At 47.9% G+C, this 21,762-nt stretch carries 12 protein-coding genes; 4 read left to right on the top strand and 8 right to left on the bottom strand.

Features of this window, described 5'->3' with window-relative positions:
- Window positions 1-54: 54 nt before the first annotated feature.
- The 8 genes from opcA to H6F56_RS26510 form a co-directional block, all read right to left on the bottom strand.
- A complete protein-coding gene (opcA, locus tag H6F56_RS20025; RefSeq protein WP_190671678.1) occupies window positions 55-1,434 on the bottom strand; it encodes a glucose-6-phosphate dehydrogenase assembly protein OpcA in 1,380 nt (459 codons plus the stop codon).
- Between the two features lie 169 nt (window positions 1,435-1,603).
- Window positions 1,604-3,133: a glucose-6-phosphate dehydrogenase gene (zwf, locus tag H6F56_RS20030; protein ID WP_190671679.1), complete on the bottom strand. Its 1,530-nt coding sequence runs from the start codon at window positions 3,131-3,133 to the stop codon at window positions 1,604-1,606.
- On the bottom strand, window positions 3,134-3,361 hold the full coding sequence (locus tag H6F56_RS20035; protein ID WP_190671680.1) for a hypothetical protein: 228 nt from the start codon (window positions 3,359-3,361) through the stop codon (window positions 3,134-3,136).
- A gap of 109 nt (window positions 3,362-3,470) precedes the next feature.
- Window positions 3,471-4,610 carry a transaldolase gene (gene tal / locus H6F56_RS20040; protein WP_190671681.1) on the bottom strand — a complete coding sequence of 380 codons (1,140 nt, stop codon included), beginning with the start codon at window positions 4,608-4,610 and terminating at the stop codon, window positions 3,471-3,473.
- A gap of 92 nt (window positions 4,611-4,702) precedes the next feature.
- Complete coding sequence (gene fbp / locus H6F56_RS20045) at window positions 4,703-5,773, bottom strand: class 1 fructose-bisphosphatase (RefSeq protein ID WP_190671683.1); 1,071 nt, start codon at window positions 5,771-5,773, stop codon at window positions 4,703-4,705.
- Window positions 5,774-6,547: 774 nt separating this feature from the next.
- A complete protein-coding gene (locus H6F56_RS20050; RefSeq protein ID WP_190671684.1) occupies window positions 6,548-6,763 on the bottom strand; it encodes a hypothetical protein in 216 nt (71 codons plus the stop codon).
- A 91-nt stretch (window positions 6,764-6,854) separates the two neighbouring features.
- Complete coding sequence (gene nrdJ, locus H6F56_RS20055; RefSeq protein ID WP_309236590.1) at window positions 6,855-7,937, bottom strand: ribonucleoside-triphosphate reductase, adenosylcobalamin-dependent; 1,083 nt, start codon at window positions 7,935-7,937, stop codon at window positions 6,855-6,857.
- 308 nt (window positions 7,938-8,245) lie between these two features.
- Window positions 8,246-10,696, bottom strand: a complete 2,451-nt coding sequence (locus H6F56_RS26510; protein WP_242032093.1) for an LAGLIDADG family homing endonuclease — start codon at window positions 10,694-10,696, stop codon at window positions 8,246-8,248.
- Between the two features lie 192 nt (window positions 10,697-10,888).
- Between H6F56_RS26510 and H6F56_RS20065 the strand changes: the two genes are divergently transcribed.
- The 4 genes from H6F56_RS20065 to H6F56_RS20080 all read left to right on the top strand — a co-directional run bounded on the left by H6F56_RS20065 (window position 10,889) and on the right by H6F56_RS20080 (window position 21,656).
- Window positions 10,889-12,163 (top strand): glycoside hydrolase family 10 protein, encoded by a 1,275-nt coding sequence (locus tag H6F56_RS20065; protein ID WP_190671685.1) that lies wholly within the window; start codon window positions 10,889-10,891, stop codon window positions 12,161-12,163.
- Between the two features lie 147 nt (window positions 12,164-12,310).
- Window positions 12,311-12,889 (top strand): hypothetical protein, encoded by a 579-nt coding sequence (locus H6F56_RS20070; protein ID WP_309236588.1) that lies wholly within the window; start codon window positions 12,311-12,313, stop codon window positions 12,887-12,889.
- Between the two features lie 147 nt (window positions 12,890-13,036).
- Window positions 13,037-15,796: a family 10 glycosylhydrolase gene (locus tag H6F56_RS20075; RefSeq protein WP_190671690.1), complete on the top strand. Its 2,760-nt coding sequence runs from the start codon at window positions 13,037-13,039 to the stop codon at window positions 15,794-15,796.
- Between the two features lie 697 nt (window positions 15,797-16,493).
- Complete coding sequence (locus H6F56_RS20080; RefSeq protein ID WP_190671693.1) at window positions 16,494-21,656, top strand: PAS domain-containing protein; 5,163 nt, start codon at window positions 16,494-16,496, stop codon at window positions 21,654-21,656.
- Window positions 21,657-21,762: the final 106 nt, after the last annotated feature.

Raw genomic sequence — 21,762 nt, forward strand, 5'->3', positions numbered from 1 at the left:
TTCACGGTTCACTGTTCAAAAGTTTGAGGCTAATGAACAATGAACGATGAACAATTAGTCCTCAACGCCCTCAATTAACCTGATAATCTCCGCCGTGACTGCCAGACTTTCTTCATAAAGCATCTCGCGTCCCCAACGTTGCAACTGCTGACTGAGCAAATACTCAGCCTTTTGATCGCTCATCGGCGCGACTTGCTGAATGCGGCAAGATTGGGCACCGCCACCGGCTTCCATCCGCATACAACCCGTTGTTTCAGAGCACAGCACCGTGCAGCAGTCAGCATCTGCATTGGTAGAAGTCAAGCGCAAACCGATTAAATCACCAGGGATATCTCCCCAGTCTGCCGTGGGAATTCCCGCCAATTCAGCTTCCACTTCTCGCTGATCTTGGGTTAGGAATTTAATGCGCTTGATATCATAATCTCCGCCTTCTTTTTCATAAGAAATCGGTTGCCAATGGAGCCGGCTACCTAGCCAACCCAAGAACATCAGCGCTTGATCGGGGTTGCCTTTTTCGTAATCAATTGTTACCCGATTAACTTCCTGAAGAGCAGCACGACGTTCGGGTGGATCGAACGCCTCAGCCGTCAACTCTTGCCAAGCCGCCAGCCGCCGCCAGTTCAAATCAGCAACTGGAATGCCTGACTCTACAAGGTGTTGCACCTGTAGTAAATCGGATTCTGGAACGTTAAACTGGCAAGAATCAACAATCACACAGTTAGACAGTTCTGCCAGCCGCTTAAACAAACCGTGATTATTGAGATCCGGGGCGGCTTTCCACCAGAGGAACTTGGGCAGTTCTCCAATTAAAAGCGCTGAAATCATCCCACCAACCCGTTCTAGAGCTTCTACGGTGCCTTTGAGGGTGATGTATTCGCAGCAAACCAGCGTGCTTTGACTGTGTTTTTGGATAGGGCAATAGGCGGAAACTTGAGCGCTGACCCCTTCATCTTCCCCCGATACCGGGCACAGAGCAATAATCCGACAGGGGTTGCGAGAGGCGATCTCATCGGCTACAGCGCTTCTCGCATCCAAGGCGGTGGCTCTTCTGCTACTGCCATCTCCGTTTGAGTCTGCCCCACGTTGTTTGAGCCAAGCTTCGCGCAGTTTAGCCAGCGTTTCTTCGTTTGGCTTGCCCGTCACCGACAGCCCGTAAGTTTTCTGAGCTTGCTTGAGCGCTGCTTCCATGCGAGGGCCACCGATGCCATCAACAGGGCCGGTGTAAAAGCCTAAGACGGCTAGTAATTGTTGGGTTTCTTCAGGTTCGTAAACCAGCAAGCTAAATGTGGTTGCCCGCGTCGCCGCCGGCACATTTCCATCATCGCCAACGGCATTAAAAGCTTGCCAAATTTGACTGAGTTCCGCCTCAATTTCACTAATGGAAACATCTTTAGGCGGCTGTAGGGAAAGAATTGGAGCCGTTTGTGTTGTCATTTGTCACTTGTCCTTTGTCAAAAGTGGTCTGTTATTTGCGATTGACTGATTACCAATTACCTGTTCTTCATTGTTGAGTGGCGGTTGGACAATTGTTTGTAGCTCTCGATACGATTAATCACCAACCGCCAACCCCGCAGAAAACGCCATTAGCGATTAGCCATTCACACTACAGTCTGCGCCACCTGCGGCCATCGCGTTCCATCATCTGTTCGGCCTCTGTTGGCTCCCAGGTGCCCGCCTCGTACTGTGGAATCGAGGCGGGATCAGTGGGTGATTCCCAGGCGGTGAGTGCGGGACTGACAACTCGCCAAGCTTCTTCCACTTCATCGCCACGGGTGAACAGTGTTTGATCGCCCAACATACAATCGATCAGTAGCCGGTCATAAGCATCACCTGAAGTCTTGCCAAACGTTGAACCGTAGCTAAAATCCATATCTACCGATCGCGTCCGCAGATCTGTTCCTGGCGTTTTCACTTCAAAGCGCAAGGAAATGCCCTCATTCGGCTGAATTCGCATCGTCAGCACATTTGGGCTTGCCTGTTGGGCGGCTGACTGAAAGATTAAAAATGGCACTTCGCGGAACTGAATCGCAATTTCCGTAACTTTTTTAGGTAAGCGTTTGCCGGTTCGCAGATAGAAAGGCACACCTTGCCAGCGCCAGTTATCCACCTGCAACTTCATCGCCACATAAGTGGGGGTGATGGAGTTGGGGTTGACGCCGGGTTCTTCCCGATATCCGGGTACGGGTTCGCCTTTCATCCAGCCGGCTGAGTATTGCCCTCGAACCGCAGAGGCTTCCAGGTTACGGAGATCCGCCAAGTGAGTTGCCTGGAGAACTTTCATTTTTTCTGTGCGGATACTGTCGGCGCTTAGGGAGTTGGGCGCTTCCATCGCCGTCAGGCAGAACAACTGCATCAGGTGGTTTTGCACCATGTCCCGCAACGCCCCAGAGGTTTCGTAGTAGCCGGCTCGATCTTCTACCCCTACGGTTTCTGCCACGGTGATCTGAACGTGATCGACAAATTGCCGGTTCCACAACGGTTCAAAGATGGCATTGGCAAAGCGAAACACCAAAAGGTTTTGGACGGTTTCTTTACCCAAGTAGTGGTCAATGCGATAAATCTGATTTTCTTTGCAGACTTGTTGCACGACCCGGTTGAGAGACTGGGCTGAACCCAAGTCCCGCCCAAAGGGTTTTTCAATCACCAAGCGGGTTTTCATCGCATCTGCCAGCATTTGTGCTGTACCCAGCTGGCGAATGGCTTCTGGGAAAAATTTGGGGGAAACCGAGAGGTAGAACACTCGGTTGCCGCGCGTCCCGCGTTTGCCGTCCAGTTCGCTTAAGAAAGCTTTCAGTTTTTGGTAGCTTTCTGGGTTGTCGATGTCACCGGAACAGTAGTACAAACCTTCGGAGAAATCTTGCCACAGCTCCTCAGAACCAATGCCATCGGAGAACTGCTCGACGCCTTCACGCATTTGCTCACGGAAGTAGTCGTGGCTCCAGTCGCGCCGTGCAACGCCCACAATGGTCATTTCCGCCGGCAGTCGTCTCTCGCGTCTTAAGTGATAAATTGCCGGCACGAGTTTACGTTGAGTCAAGTCTCCCGACGCCCCGAAAATCACCAAAATTAAAGGTTCCGGGGTTCGTTCTTGAGTCAGTCCTACGCGCAGGGGATTTTCTAATACTGCTACCATCTACCTTCCTCGTTCTATGACTTCCAGTCTTGCTAATACAGCTTCATATTTTGCCGTCATCTCTTCAAACTGATAGTTAACGGTGTCATATTTTGCCGTCATCCATTCAAGTTGCTGAGTCAAAGAATTAATTTTTCCCTGAGACTCAGCCTTGATTTCAGCCCGAACTTCTTCTGTTATTGTTGCCCGTCCCAGCCAGCCGGCAGGATACTTCCTAGGACTTTGCAAACTAAGGGCGAGAATTGGGGTTGGGAATTGGAAATCGAGGATGGATGAAGGGTAGCAGACTCGCCACTGCCCAAACGCCTCCTGCCCAATTCCCGACAGTTCTTCTCACTTACACAGGCGCTAACTTGTCAACTTTGTCTTGCAGGGATTTTGTCAGGGACTGGAAGGGCGTAACGAATTTATCGATCCCTTCTACTAGAAGTTCTGTCATAACTTCATCAAGATTGATCCCCAACTTCGGCAGTTCTTCTGCCAGCTTATAAGCCCCTTCCACATCGGTTTCGATGCGGCTGGCTGCGTCGCAGTGATCCGCACAGGCTTCAATGGTTGCCGGCGGCATGGTGTTAACGGTGTCAGGGCCGACAAGTTCATCGACGTAGAGGACATCGCTGTAACTGGGGTCTTTGGTGCCGGTGGAAGCCCACAACAAGCGCTGCACTTTTGCGCCTTTGGCTGCCAAGGCTTTCCAGCGATCAGTCTTGATGATCTCTTTGTATTTTTGGTAAGCGAGCTTGGCATTGGCGATGGCAAATTTGCCTTTCATTTGGCGCAACCGCTCTTTCTCGGCTTCGTCGCTTGCGGCTGCGATCAGCTTGTCCAGACGGGCATCGACGTTGATATCAATGCGGCTGATGAAGAAACTGGCAACGGATGCGATGTTAGAAATGTCTTGGCCGGCAGCAAGGCGATCTTCTAACCCGCGAATATAGGCCCAGGCACTCTCTACATAACTGTCAACCGAGAACAACAAGGTCACGTTAACGTTGATGCCGGCTGCGATGACTTTTTCCACGGCTTTTAAGCCTTCGGGTGTGCCAGGGATTTTAATCATCACGTTTTCCCGGCCTATGGCTTCGTAATAGCTGTTGGCTGCTTCCAGTGTCTGTTCGCTATTGTGGGCCATGTTGGGCGGCACTTCAATACTCACGTATCCATCTAAACCGTTGGACTCGTGATAGACGCCGCGCAAGATATCGCAGGCGTTGCGAATATCTTCAAACACCAGGGATTCATAAATCTCTTGAATCGATTTACCGGCTTTGATCCCGGCTTCGATATCCGCGTCGTAGGCGGCATTACCGACGATCGCTTTTTCAAAAATCGCTGGGTTGGAGGTGATCCCCATGATGCCGCGCGATTCAATCATCTCTTTGAGTTCGCCAGACTCGATAATACTGCGGCTCAAATTATCCATCCAGATACTTTGACCGTATTCTTGTCCGATCTGCAATAAAGGATTGTTTGTCATGGTTGTTCTCGGTTAAATTTTGACGATTTGTACTGGTTGTATTGTGGAAGCTTTGATGAGTGAATTTGGGATTGTAGATTACCAATCTCAAATTAACTGACGGCTGAATGCTGATTTTTACGTGTTTTTTCTTCAGCTCGCTCTTTAATGAACGACTCTACCTGTTCCACATCATCCTGACTGCCGATGATCAGAGGGGTACGAGCATGAATTTTTTCCGCCACCACATCTAAGATATCTTGGGTGCCGGTGCTTGCCCGCCCGCCGGCTTGCTCGATTAAAAACGCTAAAGGAGCGGTTTCGTAGAGCAAGCGCAGTTTACCTTCCGGTTTTTTGACTGTACCGGGATACAAAAACACGCCGCCTTGAAACAAGATGCGGTGGAAGTCTCCCACCAGTGCGCCGCCATAGCGGGCAGAATAGCCTTCATGACGGTGGACATAGCGGATGTAGTCCCGGATCGATTCCTCCCACTGCCAGAAGTTGCCTTCGTTAACGCTGTAAATGGAACCGTGCTTGGGAACGCGGATGTTTTCATGGGAGAGGATGAATTCACCTAAGCTGGGATCGAGGGTGAAGGCATGAACGCCGGTGCCGATCGAATAAACCAGCATGGTGCTTGGGCCATAGAGAATGTAGCCGGCGGCGATTTGCTTCCGTCCGTTTTGCAGCAAGTCGAGGGCTTCTCCATTCTCATCGTTTCCTTCTTGCTGGCGAATGGCGAAGATGGAACCCAAATTCAGATTGATATCTAGATTGGAAGAACCATCTATGGGGTCGTAGAGGAGGGTATAGCGTCCAATGGGGCAGTTTTCTGGAATGTAGTAGGGTTTTTCCATCTCCTCGGATGCCAAGCGACACACAAGGCCGCTTTGCTTGAATACTGAGATAAAAACCTCATTGGCATAGACATCCATTTTTTTGACGGTTTCTCCCTGCACATTCACCTCGCCGGTGAATCCTAGGGCACCTTCAAGTAACCCAGCTCGACTGAGCCGGCGAGAAATCAGCTTAGCTGCGAGGGCTATGCGATTCATGATGGCGCTGAGATCCTGAGCGTCTGAAGAGAAGCTATGGAGTTGCTCCAAGACGTGACGCGATAGTGTCGTACAATCGCGATCCAAAGCGTATTCCTGCGCTACAGGCTGATTGGGTTCTGCCATTGTTTTTATCCTCCCTATCGATTAAGCGCACTCGTGTTGGAGGAAAGCCGCAGCCGGTTGCTCCGCTTGGCCCGCAATGCTCGGTCAGTCCTCACTTACTATCTTAGGGAGGCATTTCAGAACAGGTGGGTAACTTTAGATGAACTAAAGAAACTTTATCATTCCCAACTTGTCTGAGTATTTTAACTTATCCTGGCTCGATTGCTGAATGGGCAGTGCATCTTTGCTATACGGTTAATTCTGTGGGAGTGTGCGCGCGGTTTGGTTACTGCCGGCATAGGTGATAAGGCGGTTCTCTATTGGCTGAAAGATTGGGGGAAGCCTGAAAGACCTTGGGGGGCTTCCCCCCAAACCCCCCATTGGGGGACGGTTGCGTCCCCCAAACCCCCTCCAAAAGGGATTGTCTGCTAAGTGTCAATATCCTAAAGGGTGATTCTCAATGAGTTATTTGGATTTGAAACTTTAGATTGAAGACAATTGGAAATGCTATATCTGTTTCGTCGGCACTTCAACAGCCTAAAGTGATGGCAGCTTTGAAGTTAGAGGCCGGTTTCATCAAGCTTGTTAAAATAAAAGTCTGTTTAAAGTAATCTAAATTCTAGAAAATTATCTTTTATATTTTATCTTGGGTTCGGTTAGCTGGTAAATATAAATTGCTTTGGGGCGTTAAACAAAGAGCGAATTAGCTGAACTAAGCAACAGAGAAAAATAAAACAAAAGGTCTGCCAAGAATTGGCAGACCTTGCGATTACTCAGTTTGAGTTAAACGAAATGTTAGTCAATGGTAATTGACTGAGGGCCACTGCTGTTGCCGTTGTTGTCTCTACCGGCAGATGTGTAGGTGGTGGTGCCGGCTTGCTTATCAAGCCAGCTTTTAACCGGCTCATCAGAAAGGTTGAGCCGGAGAATGCCGGAAAAGAATCCCCCCATGAAAGCAACGGGATTTTGGGCGAGTTCTTTAAAAACTGGGGTCAGTTCGTCAAGGAACATGGGAAGTCTCCTAATCGTGCCGGTGTGTTTGCGTCTTCTGGTATCCTAGCGCGTTCCTAGGGGGCAGGGGCAGGGGAGTGGCTAATTGTACTTACTCAGGTTTTTGCTCTGGCATCAGACATTTATCTGAATCACACCCTGCAGGGCCGGCATCTGGCATTTCCCCTGAATCATAACGCTTGAGGGCAGCGAGGAAATTATCGGTTTGGCGACGAATTAGCACTTCTTGCATTAACTGCTCATAAGTTGACTTATCCACCGGCTCAAACGGCAAACGCGGGAAGGCTTGCAGAGAATCGAAACGCGCCAGAAGTGCGGCTGAAATATAACCGGCATCATCTCGGATCGCTTCATAAATCTGCGTTCCCAAGGCTTCTATTTCGTTCTCGCGCAACTCGATTGTTGCTGATGTGTTATGCCGCACATAGAATTTTTGGACTTGCATATAAAAGTCCATTTGTGCGAGTGCAGAAAACTTGTTGATGTCGATTTCATCAGCACCTTGTAAATCAGCCCAAGGGACTGCAACAGGAATTTCTACTAGCCATTCTGAACACCGGGGATCAAACGGATCATTTAAAAGATTGCCGTTTTCATCTTTGTCAGATTGCGAGGGAATCACACTGTAACCATAGTCAATACAGGCCAGTGCAACCGGGTCATTTTTCCGGAAGGTAATGCGCCGAATAAATCGTTGTGCTTTGGGGGGATGCCAACCCGGACTTGCACTTGTCAGTAATGATTTTGTGCCAGATGGTTGTACAGTTGTGCAGCGATTGGGGCGTTTCAATCCGTGCCGGTCACAGTAATCCCAAACCACGCGATTCACAATATCTTTCCAGCGCGTGAGATACTCCTGTTCTTGCCGTTTAAACTCGACTCCTTGTGGTGTTGCCGGTCGTCCTTCTTGCCACCAGCGCAGCCAGTCTACGCCAAAGGCATTCACGAAGAAGTCAAACAAGCCGGTGAAGGAAACCCCCACAATAGGGTCTAATTCCCGGCTGTATTGATAGCGGGGTTCAAGGAATTTGTGATTGAGCAATACCGCGACCGATAATGCGCCGGCGGTAAAAGCGTCCTCAATTTCCTTTTCGTTTTTCGGATTAATTTGATTTAAGTGAACCTCCGCAAGATTACAGTGAAAATTAGAGCCAATAATTTCCAGTTTTGTTATCCTAAAGGCTTTTTATCCTTTAGTTCTACTGCTTTATTTTTGCAGTAGCTCCGCGTACCTTTTGCGCGCAATTCCTCTAATACTAAAGGAGTGCCTTTCTATTACATGATTAACCTGTAATCATCTGGCATATTGTTTTCGCGCCCCCACACTCTTGGAGAGATTATATTCTAGATAGCTTCTTGTATTGTCATCTAGTTTCACTCTCTACGCTGTACGGTGTCAAAAGCGTTTTAGTTCTTCTGATTACCACGGGATTAGCATTTCAGCTTTCCCCGTATTTGCGGGGTTTTTAACGTGAGGCAAAATTATCTACCACACGGGTTTAAGCCCAAACGGGCTAACCGATGCTCTAACTCCTGTTCTGGCATATTCGGATAGCTTGTGTGGAACCATTCTTTAATTGTTCCTTCTTGATAAGCTTTCAAAAATGCCTTTTTAGTTTCTTGATTCGGCAATAAATCATTATTAGCTCTGGCGATTGCTTCACCGGCCCACTGAATTGCACCTTCGCCGGAATAATATTGTTTCCGCACCGCCTCTATTGTTTCTTCTAGAGTGGGCTTCGTGTGAAAAACTCTGGTGTGGTTTGCCATCCGCAGCGCGTCTCTTTCGGGATCAATTCGCCAGTTCCCGTTTTCATCTTGCTGCCAGAGATTGGTTTTAGCGCCAGCAAACAAATCATCGTCGTTTGAGCCTTGTCTCATGCCGGCACTATTATGAGTTAAGTAGCCATCACAGTAGAAGCAATGGGCTTCTTCAACTTCAATGTCATAAGTTTGGAGATGGTCATAGCTACCTAAGCCTTTAACCGTCACAGGAATATCAAAGATGACCTCTGTTTCAGCAATGTAGCGCTCATAGTTTGAGTCTACTTGACGTGCTCCCTGAAAGCCCATTGCTCGCATTTCACTGTAAGTATAGGCTTCGTGCATCATTTCGCCAGGAATCGTAAATCCATACATTTTTAATCCTTGGCGTAATTCACCTTTCACAGAATGAGGGGCGATTAAAGCATTATAGCGTCCCTTGAAAGCGAGAATTGTAAGATTGTACTTTGCACGCCATCCTTCATTCTGAGGTTGTGTAATGCTAATTCTGCCGGCAATTCCTAAGCTAGATAGAACCACACCAACCTGACGAATAAAAGGCTTGTAAACGGTTGTGAGTAAGTAAGGCGGACGGTTGTTAACAGCGCCGTCGCTGTCCATCAATCCCGCTAAATAAGCAGCTCTAACATCCACACTTCCTTGCAAGATAAAGTTAGGCACTTCAAGGGAAGTGTTAGGACGTTTGATGTATTTGTGGAAGTATTCTGCAAATCGAATAGATGAGCAAATTGATTTAGCTGTATTTTCCCCCCTGACTAAATTATGAACGGCTGTTAGTCCGAATTCAGCCAAGACTGAATCAAGTTTTGCTTGAATCCTGGGTGTCAATTGAGCATCTAACCCATTCATTGCCCATGCAACATATCCATAGGGCTTATCATGTTTATTACGACCCAAAGCAACATATCCATCTCCATGAGTGAACCCAATTAACCAGGCAACATCAGGCGTTAGATCCGGAATAATTAGGGGTTTCACTGTTCGGCTTTGATTGGGTCGCGGTGCCGTAAAGTCTTGAGGCAAATGAGTCACAGTTCCTGGCAAAACTTGCGTGTTGTGCATCAGTCTGTCATTGGCTGCCAGCTCATCCACTCGCTTCCAAGTAATCTCCCCCTGAGTAGTGGCAAGAACCGCTTGTCTGTGATTAAGAGTTGCCCTAGGATATGTGGCGTTCGTTTCAACTTCGTATACGTCTTGAAACCCCTGATCAAATTTGTTAACGACTTTACGGAAGCCCAAGGGCGTCTGTACCAAGTCCCCAACCTTCACATCCCGAATGGGTACTAGACCTTTGGATGTGTGAACCAGAGCATCTTCGGGTAGACACCGGCGGATATTTCCGGCCACAATTGTCACTGCTGCTTCATCAATTAATAAACAGCATTCAACTGAATTTAATTGCCGACCAAGGGCCTTATTTAAAATTGCTGAACACCGCTCATAAAGCTCTAGCAATCTAACAGGATTTGCGACTCCACCAAATCCTTTTAAGGGTTCTCCTGCCGGCCTGACATCACTAATATTAATGATGACTTTAACTTCATCTGAAAAACGCTCATCTGTTGACAATTCCAGCAAAGTTTGATAAGACTTTACCCAACCTTGGCGAGAATCTCCAACATGAATTAATACCTCGTTTCCAGTAATTTTGACTTCAGACTTTTCACGGCGATTTTGTGCGGGAGTTAAGCCGATTTCGCCTTGAATTTCGACATTGAGCCGATTGCGAATTGCCGGCAATTGGTTGATATACTTTGGTTCGAGGACTGCTCCGGTGCCACAACCCATCATCGCCAAATCCATCAGCAGGCCAAAGGCACGCCAGTCAGCGATGTTGGTTGATGAACAATTGTATGCACCTGAGAAATTTTGGGATTGCTCGATCCATTCGCTGCCCCCAACCCACAGCCAGCGCCCGGAGGTAAGCGCTTTGAGCCGGCGCTGCATCTGCATCAAAAGTTCAATTTCATCGGGGGTGAGTTTGCCAAGTTTCGCCAACCCCTCCACAGTGCGCTTACACACCTCTTCCCAAGTCTCTCGACCGGCTTCTGTGCGGCGGCTGTACGTCCTAAAAAATACCGGATTGGCTGCCGGTGCCGTTGCGGGAAACTCGCCGGTTGGGCGTGTTCGCTCTAATTCTCGAACCATAAGTCTTTTCGGGTCAGGACACATCAGTAGATCACGACTATACACGATTAGATATAGGGTTCAAAGCTTGATAAAATGCTGAATTTGCGCTATATATGTTGGGCTTCCTTTAAGGACAGCCTTGTTCACTGCTAAGCGTTCTCAACACCTACCGCACTCAAGTCCAGCCATAGCTCGATCACAAGATGTGGAATGAACAAAAAACCTCATACTTGGTTCAAATACTTGCTATGCCTGGGATTGATAATTGCACTATCAACTTCTTCTTTAGCCACGCCTCAAATTAAGCCGGCTTCAACAGAACTACGCGGTGTTTGGTTAACGAATGTCACCAGTGGCGTTTTGTTCGTCCCTTGGGGAATTAACCGCGCACTGCACCAACTGTCTCAACTCAACTTCAACACCGTCTATCCCGTCGTCTGGAACCGGGGACACACGTTTTATCCAAGTGCTGTCGCGCAAGACGTTACAGGGCGTTCGCAAGAACCCCTGTTGGCAGTGATGCGCCCCTTTGAAGATACTCTGGCGGAAATTCTTAAGCAGGGACATCGCCGGCACTTAAAAGTAATCCCCTGGTTTGAATATGGCTTCATGGCACCGGCACACTCACAACTCGCCCAGCGTCACCCAGACTGGCTCACAACTAGGCGCGATAGTAGCAAAAGTATTAAAGAAATTCCGGATGAACAGGCAGCTCAAGAAGGTGCAAAGCGAACCCCGCAGCAGAATGTCGGCAAGCCTGGTATTTTTCCCGCCGCATCATCTTTTTTCATACCTAAGCAAGTTTGGCTGAATCCTCTGCATCCAGAAGTGCAGCAGTTTATCCGTGAGCTGATTGTGGAAGTTGTTAGCAATTATGATGTTGATGGCATTCAGCTAGATGATCATTTTGGGATGCCGGTGGAGCTAGGTTATGATCCTTTGACAGTCGAGCTTTACCGGCTAGAACATCAGGGTCAAAATCCCCCCAGTGACTTTCTAGACGTCGAGTGGATGCGCTGGCGAGCCGACAAAATTACTCATTTCATGCAAGAGTTATTTCACGCGGTCAAAGCTGTCAAGCCCGATGTGATCGTCTCTCTTTCTTCTAACTCGCACTCTTTTGCTTATAGAAATTATCTCCAAGATTGGCAAACTTGGGTAGAGCAGGGTTTGGTGGAAGATTTAATATTGCAGGTGTATCGCAATGATCTGATTCGCTTTCAGGCAGAATTAAAAGTGCCGGCGGTTCAGATCGCCCGTCGTAAAATTCCTGTTGGAGTGGGAATTACAACCGGCACTTGGAGAAATCCTGTGGCTATGGAACAGATTCAAAAGCAGGTAGAGCTAGTGCGTGAGGGCGGATTTTATGGAGTATCTTTCTTTTACTGGGAGAGTTTGTGGAGTTATCTCACGCCAGAGTCGCCACGGCAGCGGAGAAAGGGGTTTGAAGCAATTTTTTCTGATGCAGATGTTAGAAGTAAATAGGTTGTGGGTGCCTGGTTTATAAGATTGTTTTAAGCCTAGATGATAGCGCAGCGTGCCGTTAAGCATCGGCATACACAGATAAACGCGGATGGGTGCAAATGGGTTATCGGTTGGTGTGAAATATACTGATTTGTCAGTTAAATGTTTGTGAGTTTAAAGTTTGTCAAAACAGAGTTCTTTGTTTGGTTGCAGTGGGTTTTGCTCACACTTGCGGGTTTTTTGGTAAGTTTACTATTTATTGAAATTGGTGAGAAACCGGATATTGGAGCTTTTGAAGGGGCAATTGGCGGTGCGGTGATCGGGCTAGCCCAATGGTTTTTTCTGAGATCGCGCATCTCTAATGCTGGATGGTGGGTATTGGTGTGTGTTCTCAGTTGGGGATTGCTGGGTGTGACGGGTTTGGGTGCACTCGGCTGGTTTACACCGAGAACGCCTCAAATTCCTCTGAGAATCGTTTACGGGGCGATCAATGGTGAACAGATGGGATTGTTGATCGGGTTGGCGCAGTGGTTAGTGATTGGTAAACAAGTCACGGCGGGTTGGCGGTGGATTATCACGAGTTCTGTATGTTGGGCGGTGGCGCTGGCTATCGGGTGGACGGTTGGCGGGTTGTTGCACCAAGCCACCGGCTTATTCTTGGGAGAGGTTGTGGGTTTGGCTGTGGCATGGATTGTTGCTGCTGCAACGACAGGAATTCCTCTCGTTTGCTTTTTAAACTCCCACTAAGGGGAAATGTTCGCTAAATGCTCAGCAAGCGTTTTTGCCTAAATATGGGTAATAATTGCCTTTGGCTTGGATTTGTGGGGAGTTAGCTTTCTCCTACGACTCAAGGCAAGCTATGGCAGTGCGAGATTATACCTGAAAAATTAAAGAATGAAAAAGATATTTTTAGCGTTTCTGATCATTTCTCTTTCTTTTTTCAGGGTTGCATCTACTCGGGCAGCAGAAATTGTTTTGGGAGTTGTGCGGAGTCCGGATAACGCACAAGAGTGGGCCGGCATCACTCAGCGTTTAGATGCGGCGGGAATTGCTTATCGCACTATCGATATCGCGCAAATTAATCGGGCTTCGGATCTAGCCGGCACTACAGTTATATTTTTAGCCAACATCGAAACGCTAACACCGGCACAAGTGAACGCCCTTGATGACTGGATGAGCCAAGGCGGTCGAGTTATCGCATCAGGGCCGGTTGGCAGTCGCTCCTCCGCAGACGTGCGTCAAGCCTTACGCTCACTCTTAGGTGCATCCTGGGCGTTTCCCCTACCCGAGCCTTCAGCGGTTCAAGCGATGCGAATTTGCACCGGCGACTGGCGCAACGCCCCGATTGGTGCCAAACCCTGCGACACCTGGGTATCTCCAGAACTAACCGCTACACCTGTTCCTGGAGGCGTGTTAATTCCCGCCGGCTTATCGAGCCAAACCGCTGCTACCTGGAGTTGCACCGGCACACAACCCTGCCCCAACACCTCATCCCCAGCCGTCGTCACCAGTGAACAAGCCACATTCTTTGGCTGGCAGTGGGGAAGCAAAGGTGCAGCGTCCGCCGAAATTGATACAGCCTGGTTGCAAGCAACCCTTAGCCGTTATGGAGAAATTCAGCTCACCGATATGCCGGTGGCGAGGAGAGGGGGTGCAGTTGAATCTAGAAGAGAAGGAGAGGGGGAGCAAAGGCAAGGGGGAGCCGTTGAATCTAGAAGAGGAGGAGAGGGTGCACAAAGGCGAGGGGGAGCGACTGAGCGAGACAATTCTCAACCGGCAATCCCTAAATCCCCAAATCCCTCACAAAACTCTAGCGATCCAGCAGAGCAAGTCGCGCCGGCACAACCGGAAATCAACCCGGACTCCCAAACCATCACCAGCGCCCAAGGTAACGCCATGCGCCAGGAACTCGCCGAACTTTTAGGGCGGGTTGAAAGTGCTTTATTATCTGCCAGCGCAGCAAATAATCCAGCAAATCTCGCCACAGAAACTCCGACAGAAGCCGGCAATAAATCTGCCACTCGTCGTGCAACAAATCAAGGGGCTGCGGAAAAAGCAATCGTTGAGGCGAGGCAAGTATTGCAAGCATTTCCTCAACTGTTAGCACAAAAGAATTACACTGAAGCGCGCCGGCAGTGGGTCGCGGCGCGACGGCTGCTGTGGGAAAATTACCCGACCGATCAGCCTGTGGCTCAACCAGAAATTCGCGCTATCTGGTTAGATCGGGGCACTATCGTGAGAGCCGGCTCTGAGCGAGGACTGGCTGCAGTTTTTGACCGGCTGGCAGCCGCAGGGTTCAATACAATTTTCTTTGAAACCGTTAATGCCGGCTATCCCATTTATCCCTCTGAAGTCGCTCCAGAACAGAATCCACAAACGCGCCGGTGGGACCCCCTTGCGGCTGGGGTGAAGTTAGCCCACGAGCGAGGCATGGAACTGCACGCATGGGTATGGGTGTTCGCTGCCGGCAACCAGCGTCACAATGTACTGCTCAACCAGCCGGCGGATTATCCGGGACCCCTGATTAGCGCCCATCCAGACTGGGCCGGTTACGATCATCGCGGCAAGATGATTCCGGGAGGGCAAACCAAGCCATTTTTAGACCCTGCAAATCCAGAAGTACGTCGCTACTTGCTCAAGCTATTGGATGAAGTGGTTAGCCGGTATGAAGTGGATGGGGTGCAGCTAGACTACATTCGCTATCCCTTTCAAGATCCAGCACTTGGCAGCAGCTACGGCTATGGCAAAGCAGCACGTCAACAATTTCGACAACTTGCAGGGGTTGATCCAGCGGATATTTCGCCAAGCGATACGGAATTGTGGCGGCAGTGGACGGGGTTCCGCATCCGCCAAATAGACTCTTTTGTTGCCGAGGCATCGAAACTTATTCGCAGCCGGCGTCCGAATGTGATGGTTTCAGCGGCGGTTTTTCCCTTACCTCGCAACGAACGCCTCAACAAAATCCAGCAGAATTGGGAAGAATGGGCGCAGCAGGGAAATGTGGATTTGGTGGTGCCGATGACTTACGCAATGGATACCGGCGGATTGCAAAAGTTGGCTGCACCTTGGCTGACTTTAGCGGCTGGAGTGAATAACAGCGCACCGGCACTGGGGGCAACTTTGATTTTACCGGGGATTCGGCTGCTGAATTTGCCCGAGGTGGTGGCAGTGGATCAAATTCAGGCATTGCGAGATTTGCCGGCACCGGGCTATGCCTTGTTTGCGGCAGAGAATATCACTAACCGTTTGCAGGGCATTTTCAGCCGTACTCAAGGATGTGCCGGTGCAAACTGTACAGCAGCCGTTCCGTATCGGCAGCCTTTTGCCACCGCTGCTGGACGGTTCAAGACATTGCAAAGGCAATGGGATTTTCTGCTGGCAAATAATCAGCTAAAAATAGCAGAACCGCAGTTAAGTGACTTCACCGCCAAAACGCAAGCGCTGGAAAGTAGTTTAAACCAACTGGCAACTGAAGCATCTGCCGGTCATTTAGCCACAGCTCAACAGTCACTCAGTCGTTTTCAAGCAGAATTTGATAGCTGGATGCGCTTGTATTCCTCAGAAAATCCTTATCAAGTCAAAACCTGGAAAAATCACTTAGCTACGCTGGATAGCCTGCTGCGCTTTGGAGAGCGAGTTGAATTACAGCGATAATACTGCCACCTTCGTCTCTTCCTCAGTTTAGGTGAGTGATTGTTGGCCGGTATTCACAATTACACACAAGCCGAAGAGATAAAACCCTCAGCGATTTCCCAGGATAAGTATAAAAACTTATTTGCCTCTGTGCGAGACTTTTGAATTGTTAAGAAAATTGCACGGCTAGTGGGCGATAGAGGCGGCAACTTTTGTTAAAAAAATTTATTAAAATATCTTTTTTTAGCCTAAAGTTCTGTACTTTCTCTGTAACTGTAAAGAAGAAGAATATGGTAAGTGTGGCAGTAATTTCACTGATAAATATGCTTGTGTATTAATAAATCAACAGTTGGCAATCAGGGAATATCTTATATTTTGTCAAAAATCTTAACGGGCAAATCGCCTTTGACGTAGCAAACTCAAAAGTGAAGGATCTGGTTTAGTTTTTGGTGAGACTTTAGCGCTTCTGGGGGAGCTTTCTACAGATTTCAACTATTTGTATTAAGTAACACATTGCAACTTAATTATTTTCTTTCTTAAGGCATACTATACTTTTTGAAAAATGATTAATCTTAATTTTCATCTATCTAAATACAGATTCTTAAAGTCGTCAGGGTTTCAAGCTCATAGTGGCATCAGATCAACAGGAGTCTGTTTCTGGGTATTCTAAGCAGGGTGAAATGCTGTCGGCAACAAGAGATAAAAATAGAGAGTTTCTATGCAGGAAGTTTTGCAAAGGTTTTTTAGTTCAAGTCCATTTATTCCACACGGACATTGCTACCTCTGGAAGCCAGACCTAGTTTCACTTCATTTAGTTTCGGATCTATTAACAGCGCTTGCTTACTTCTTCGTTGCCGGTGCAATTGTTTACTTCACCAGAAATCGACAAGATTTACCCACTAAAACTATCGCTTTGCTAACCGGCACATTTTTTGTGTTTAGTGGATGCGGGACAACTCACTTAATGGATGTCTTCACCCTGTGGCATCCTGTTTACTGGGTTTCAGGAACGATCAAGTTTCTCAACGCCACATGGTCATCCTATGCCTTTGCATTTCTTTTAGTACCGCTTATCCCCTTAGCTCTTGATGCGCCCAGCCCAGCTCAGCTAGAAGCCGCTAACCGGCAATTACAAGCAGAAATGACTGAACGCCGGCGCATTGATGAACAGTTGCAAAAATCCCAAGAAGTGTTGCAGCTTGTTATGGACACTATCCCCCAATCTATATTTTGGAAAGATAAAAATTCAGTTTATTTGGGTTGTAATCGTAACTTTGCCCAAGCTGCCGGTTTCAACACACCAGAGGACATTATTGGTAAGACAGATTACAACTTACCCTGGAAACAAGAAGAGACAGAATTTTACCGCGAGTCTGATCGCCGAGTCATGGAGACAGATACCTCTGACTATCATAGGATTGAAAGCTTCCGACAAGCGGATGGCAAAGAAATATGGCTCGACACAAATAAAATTCCCCTCCATGATTCTGAAGGCAATGTCGTCGGCATCCTGGGCACATTTGAAGATATCACAGAGCGCAAACAAGCTGAGTCAGCGCTTTTGCAAAGCGAAAGTAAAAATCGCGTGCTGCTTAATGCTATTCCCGATTTAATGTTTTCCATTAATAAAGAAGGTATTTTTCTAGACTACAAGCCGGCGAAAGACATTAAACTTTTAGTATCGGCTCAAGAATTTATCGGCAAAAGTGCGTGGGAAGTGCTGCCGGCAGAGATGGCTGAGCAAACGATGCACTATATTCAGCAAACCCTGCGTACCGGCGATCCTCAAGTTTTTGAGTATCGAATGACACTGGATGGCGAATTGCACAATTACGAAGTGCGAATGGTTGTTAGTAAAGAATCAGAAGTTATTAGCATTATCCGCGACATTACCGCCGCCAAACAGGCAGAAGCCGGTTTAAAACAAGCAAAAGAAGAGTTAGAAAAAAGTTACAGCCTTTTATATGCCGTAATGGATGGAACATCAGACCCTATCTTTGTCAAGGATATTCAGGGCCGATATCTGATGCTAAACCGCGCTTTTATGCAGCTTTTTGGCAAAGATTCTGTGGAAGAGGTTATCGGTAAAGATGACACAGAGATATTGCCGGCAGAAATAGCGCGTCAAATCAGGGAAACAGATCGGCGCATCATGAGAGCCGGTCAAACTCAAACCCTTGAAGAAGTTGTTATCGGAAGTGATAATATCGCCAGAACTTATTTATCAACAAAAACCGCATACCGCGATCCTCAAGGAAACATCATCGGTCTCATAGGAATCTCGCGAGACATTAGCGAACGCAAACAGGTAGAAGAAGCTTTAACTAAAGAACGAGAGTTTTTAAACGCATTGCTAGATAACCTGGCAGACGGTATTGTTGCTTGTGATGCCAATGGAATTTTGACCCTGTTTAATCGAGCCACAAAAGAGTTTCACGGGTTGCCCCAACAACCCATTCCTTCAGAACAATGGGCGCAACACTTTGATTTGTATCGCTCTGATGGGAAGACACCGATGCAAAAAGAAGAGATCCCCCTATTTCGAGCGTTGCAAGGAGAGGTGGTTCGGAATACAGAAATGGTAATTTCCCCAAAAAAAGGAAAAGCCCGCACCCTACTTGCGAACGGACAAGCAATCTTTGATGGCAATGGCAAAAAATTGGGTGCCGTTTTGGCAATGCAAGATGTCACCGAACGCCAACAAGCAGAGGACGCTCTCAAAAGAGCCAATGAAGAGTTAGAAATCCGCGTCGAAGAGCGTACCGCAGCTTTAAAAAAGGCGGTTGAACGATTGCAAAATGAAATGATTGAGCGTCAGCAAATTGAAGCAGCTCTACGGCAGAGTGAAGCACGGTTTCGGGTTGCTGCTGAGGGAAGTTTTGACGCTTTCTACGTCTTTAAGAGTGTACGCGACGAGGCGGGAAATATTATTGATTTTAAATTCGTCGATCTCAACTCCCAAGGTGCGAAGTTAATTTCGCGATCTAAGGAAGAAGTGATTGGCGCTCAGCTATGTGAGTTGTTTCCCTTCAATCGCACTGAAGGTTTTTTTGATAAGTATAAGCGTGTAGTGGAAACCGGCATTGCTTTAGAAGAAGAGTTTGCCATCTCAGCGCCAGGAGTCGCTGCCTCATGGCTTCGCCATCAAGTTATTCCCCTCGGTGACGGCATCGCAATTACTTCTAGCGATATTAGTGATCGCAAGCAAGCAGAAGAGGCGCTGAAAGAGAGCGAAGCGCGGCTACAGGCGATTTTGGATAACTCTCCATTGTGTATGTATGTCAAGGATTTAGAGGGTAGATATCTTTTGGTTAACCGGCAGCATGAAACTTTGTTTCACTTTGATCGCGAGCAGATTAAAGGCAAAAATGATTACGAAATCTTCCCCGCTGAATTGGCGGAAGCATTTCGGGCGAATGATCGGCAGGTTCTTGCAGCTGGAGCTGCTTTGCAGTCGGAAGAAGAGGCGCTTCATGACGATGGTTTGCATACATACATTTCGATTAAGTTTCCGCTTTGCGACACTGCCGGTGTCCTTTATGCAATCTGTGGCATCTCGGCTGATATCACTGATCGTAAGCAGGCTGAGGCCGCAATACGCCAGAGTGAGGAGCGCTATCGCTCTTTGATCCTCGCAACTTCGCAGATTGTCTGGACAACAGATGCAGAAGGACAAGTGATTGATATCCCTAATTGGAGAGCTTACACAGGTCAAACTGTAGAAGAAGTCAAAGGCTTCGGTTGGGTGGATGCACTTCACCCGGAAGATCGGGAAAGATCGGCACTGGTTTGGCAAAATGCAGTTCGCAACAACAGTCTTTATGAAGTCGAGTACCGCATCCGAGCGATGGATGGCAGCTATCGCTACTTTTGTGCCAGAGGTGTTCCCGTCTTAGCAGAAGACGGTAGCATCCGCGAATGGGTTGGCACCTGTTCTGACATTCACGAGGGCAAACAAGCGGAAGCAGCCTTACGAGAGACAGCTGCAGAGTTGGCGCGTTCTGAGACAGAACTGAGACAAAAAACCGGCATCTTGCAACTGGTACTTGATAGCATGGGCGAAGGTGTGATAGTTGCCGATAACACTGGGCAGTTGTTGCTGATCAACCCGGCTGCCGAAGAAATATTCGGTTTAGGGGACAAAAATGCTGCTCCCGATCAATGGTCGGATCAGCACGGGCTATTTTTACCGGATATGCGGACTCCCTACCCTCCTGCAGATTTACCCCTGGTAAGGGCGAGCCAAGGGGTCGCTGTTGACGATGCGGAAATGTTTGTGCGCCATTCAAGTCAGCCGCAGGGCGTTTGGGTGAAAATCAACGGCAGAGCGCTCAAGGATGAAACCGGCTCGCTTATGGGCGGTGTGATTGTTTGTCGTAATGTTACGGCGGACAAGCAAGTACAAGAACGCCTGCTAGAGCAAGCACAGCGGCAAAACTTGCTAAACCGGCTGGCTAATCAAATCCGTAATTCCTTGGATTTAGATACGATTTTGGAAACTGCGGTACAAGAAATTCGCAACTTGTTACAGCTTGATCGCTGTAGTTTCACTTGGTGCCGGCTTGCTGCCGGTGATGCCGGTGTTGCTGAGAAAATGTGGGAGATTGCTAAAGAAGCAAATTTACCCCACTTGCCCAGTTTTCTGGGGACATACCCGATCAACCCAGGAGATCCGATTATCGAGCGGGTAATGAACCTCCAAGCCATTCGGATTGATGATACTCTAAATTCCCTCGATCCTTTAGAGCGTGACTATTACCAGGGTTGGGGGGCAAGATCGCTGATTATCCTGCCGATTCAAACGCTTAGCGGTGATATTGGCGTGTTTAGCTGTGTTCAGGAAAGCGAGGTGCGCTCTTGGCGGGAGTGGGAAGTGGAACTGCTGCAGGCTGTCACTGCCCAATTGGAGATCGCGATCGATCAAGCCGAGCTTTATGCTCAAAGCTGTGCCAGAGCTGAACAGTTAGAGCAAGCGTTTAAGGAGCTGAAATCAACTCAAACTCAACTGATTCAGAGTGAAAAAATGTCGAGTTTGGGGCAGATGGTTGCCGGTGTGGCACATGAAATTAATAACCCGGTTAACTTTATTCACGGCAACATTACTCACGCAAATCAGTATGCTGAAGAACTGCTGCATCTGATTGAGCTTTACCAGCAATACTATCCAGAGCCGGTGCCGGCAATCCAAGCCGAAATTGAAGCGGTTGAACTCGATTTTTTAATTGAAGACTTTCCTAAATTGCTTTCTTCAATGAAGGTAGGAACTGAGCGCATCCGCAATATTGTACTGAGCTTGAGAAACTTCTCCCGTCTGGATGAAGCAGACATGAAAAAGGTAGATATTCATGAAGGTGTTGATAACACGCTGATGATCTTGCAAAATCGCCTGAAAGCTAAGCCGGATCGTCCGGGTATCAAAGTTATTAAAGAGTACGCCAATTTACCACTGGTGGAATGTTATGCCGGCCAGTTGAATCAAGTATTTATGAATATCCTCACGAATGCGATTGATGCGATTGACGAGTTAAATAAACAGCGATCAATTGAAGAAATCGAAAACAATCCCAGTACCATCCGAATTTGCACAGAGGTGGTTAAGAATTTATCCCTCAATGCTGACTCTGAAAACTTAGCCGTGAAGGACAAACAATTTGTTGCAATCCGCATTGCTGACAGTGGAATTGGCCTAACACAGGAAGTACAAGCTCGATTATTCGATCCATTTTTTACCACGAAACCTGTGGGTTCCGGTACAGGTTTGGGAATGTCGATCAGCTACCAAATTATTGAGAAGCATGGCGGTCAATTGAAGTGTGTTTCACAAGTCGGTCAGGGAGCGGAGTTTTTGATAGAAATTCCAATTAAGCCAGAAAATAAATAGCTGCTTTTCCAACCGACATTGAAGTTTCCATTCTTTTATCGGTAACAAAATTCCTGTTGATATAAATCGTTCTCTAATCGGCTGCTTTTAATTGCCTCATTGCCAG

This window comes from Microcoleus sp. FACHB-672 (assembly GCF_014695725.1).
Taxonomy (GTDB): domain Bacteria; phylum Cyanobacteriota; class Cyanobacteriia; order Cyanobacteriales; family Oscillatoriaceae; genus FACHB-68.

Bases quoted from the DNA above. Each gene is read 5' to 3' on its own strand.
- opcA (WP_190671678.1), bottom strand. From the start codon at position 1,434: ATGACAACACAAACGGCTCCAATTCTTTCCCTACAGCCGCCTAAAGAT.
- zwf (WP_190671679.1), bottom strand. From the start codon at position 3,133: ATGGTAGCAGTATTAGAAAATCCCCTGCGCGTAGGACTGACTCAAGAA.
- tal (WP_190671681.1), bottom strand. From the start codon at position 4,610: ATGACAAACAATCCTTTATTGCAGATCGGACAAGAATACGGTCAAAGT.
- fbp (WP_190671683.1), bottom strand. From the start codon at position 5,773: ATGGCAGAACCCAATCAGCCTGTAGCGCAGGAATACGCTTTGGATCGC.
- H6F56_RS20050 (WP_190671684.1), bottom strand. From the start codon at position 6,763: ATGTTCCTTGACGAACTGACCCCAGTTTTTAAAGAACTCGCCCAAAAT.
- H6F56_RS26510 (WP_242032093.1), bottom strand. From the start codon at position 10,696: ATGGTTCGAGAATTAGAGCGAACACGCCCAACCGGCGAGTTTCCCGCA.
- H6F56_RS20065 (WP_190671685.1), top strand. From the start codon at position 10,889: ATGAACAAAAAACCTCATACTTGGTTCAAATACTTGCTATGCCTGGGA.
- H6F56_RS20075 (WP_190671690.1), top strand. From the start codon at position 13,037: ATGAAAAAGATATTTTTAGCGTTTCTGATCATTTCTCTTTCTTTTTTC.
- H6F56_RS20080 (WP_190671693.1), top strand. From the start codon at position 16,494: ATGCAGGAAGTTTTGCAAAGGTTTTTTAGTTCAAGTCCATTTATTCCA.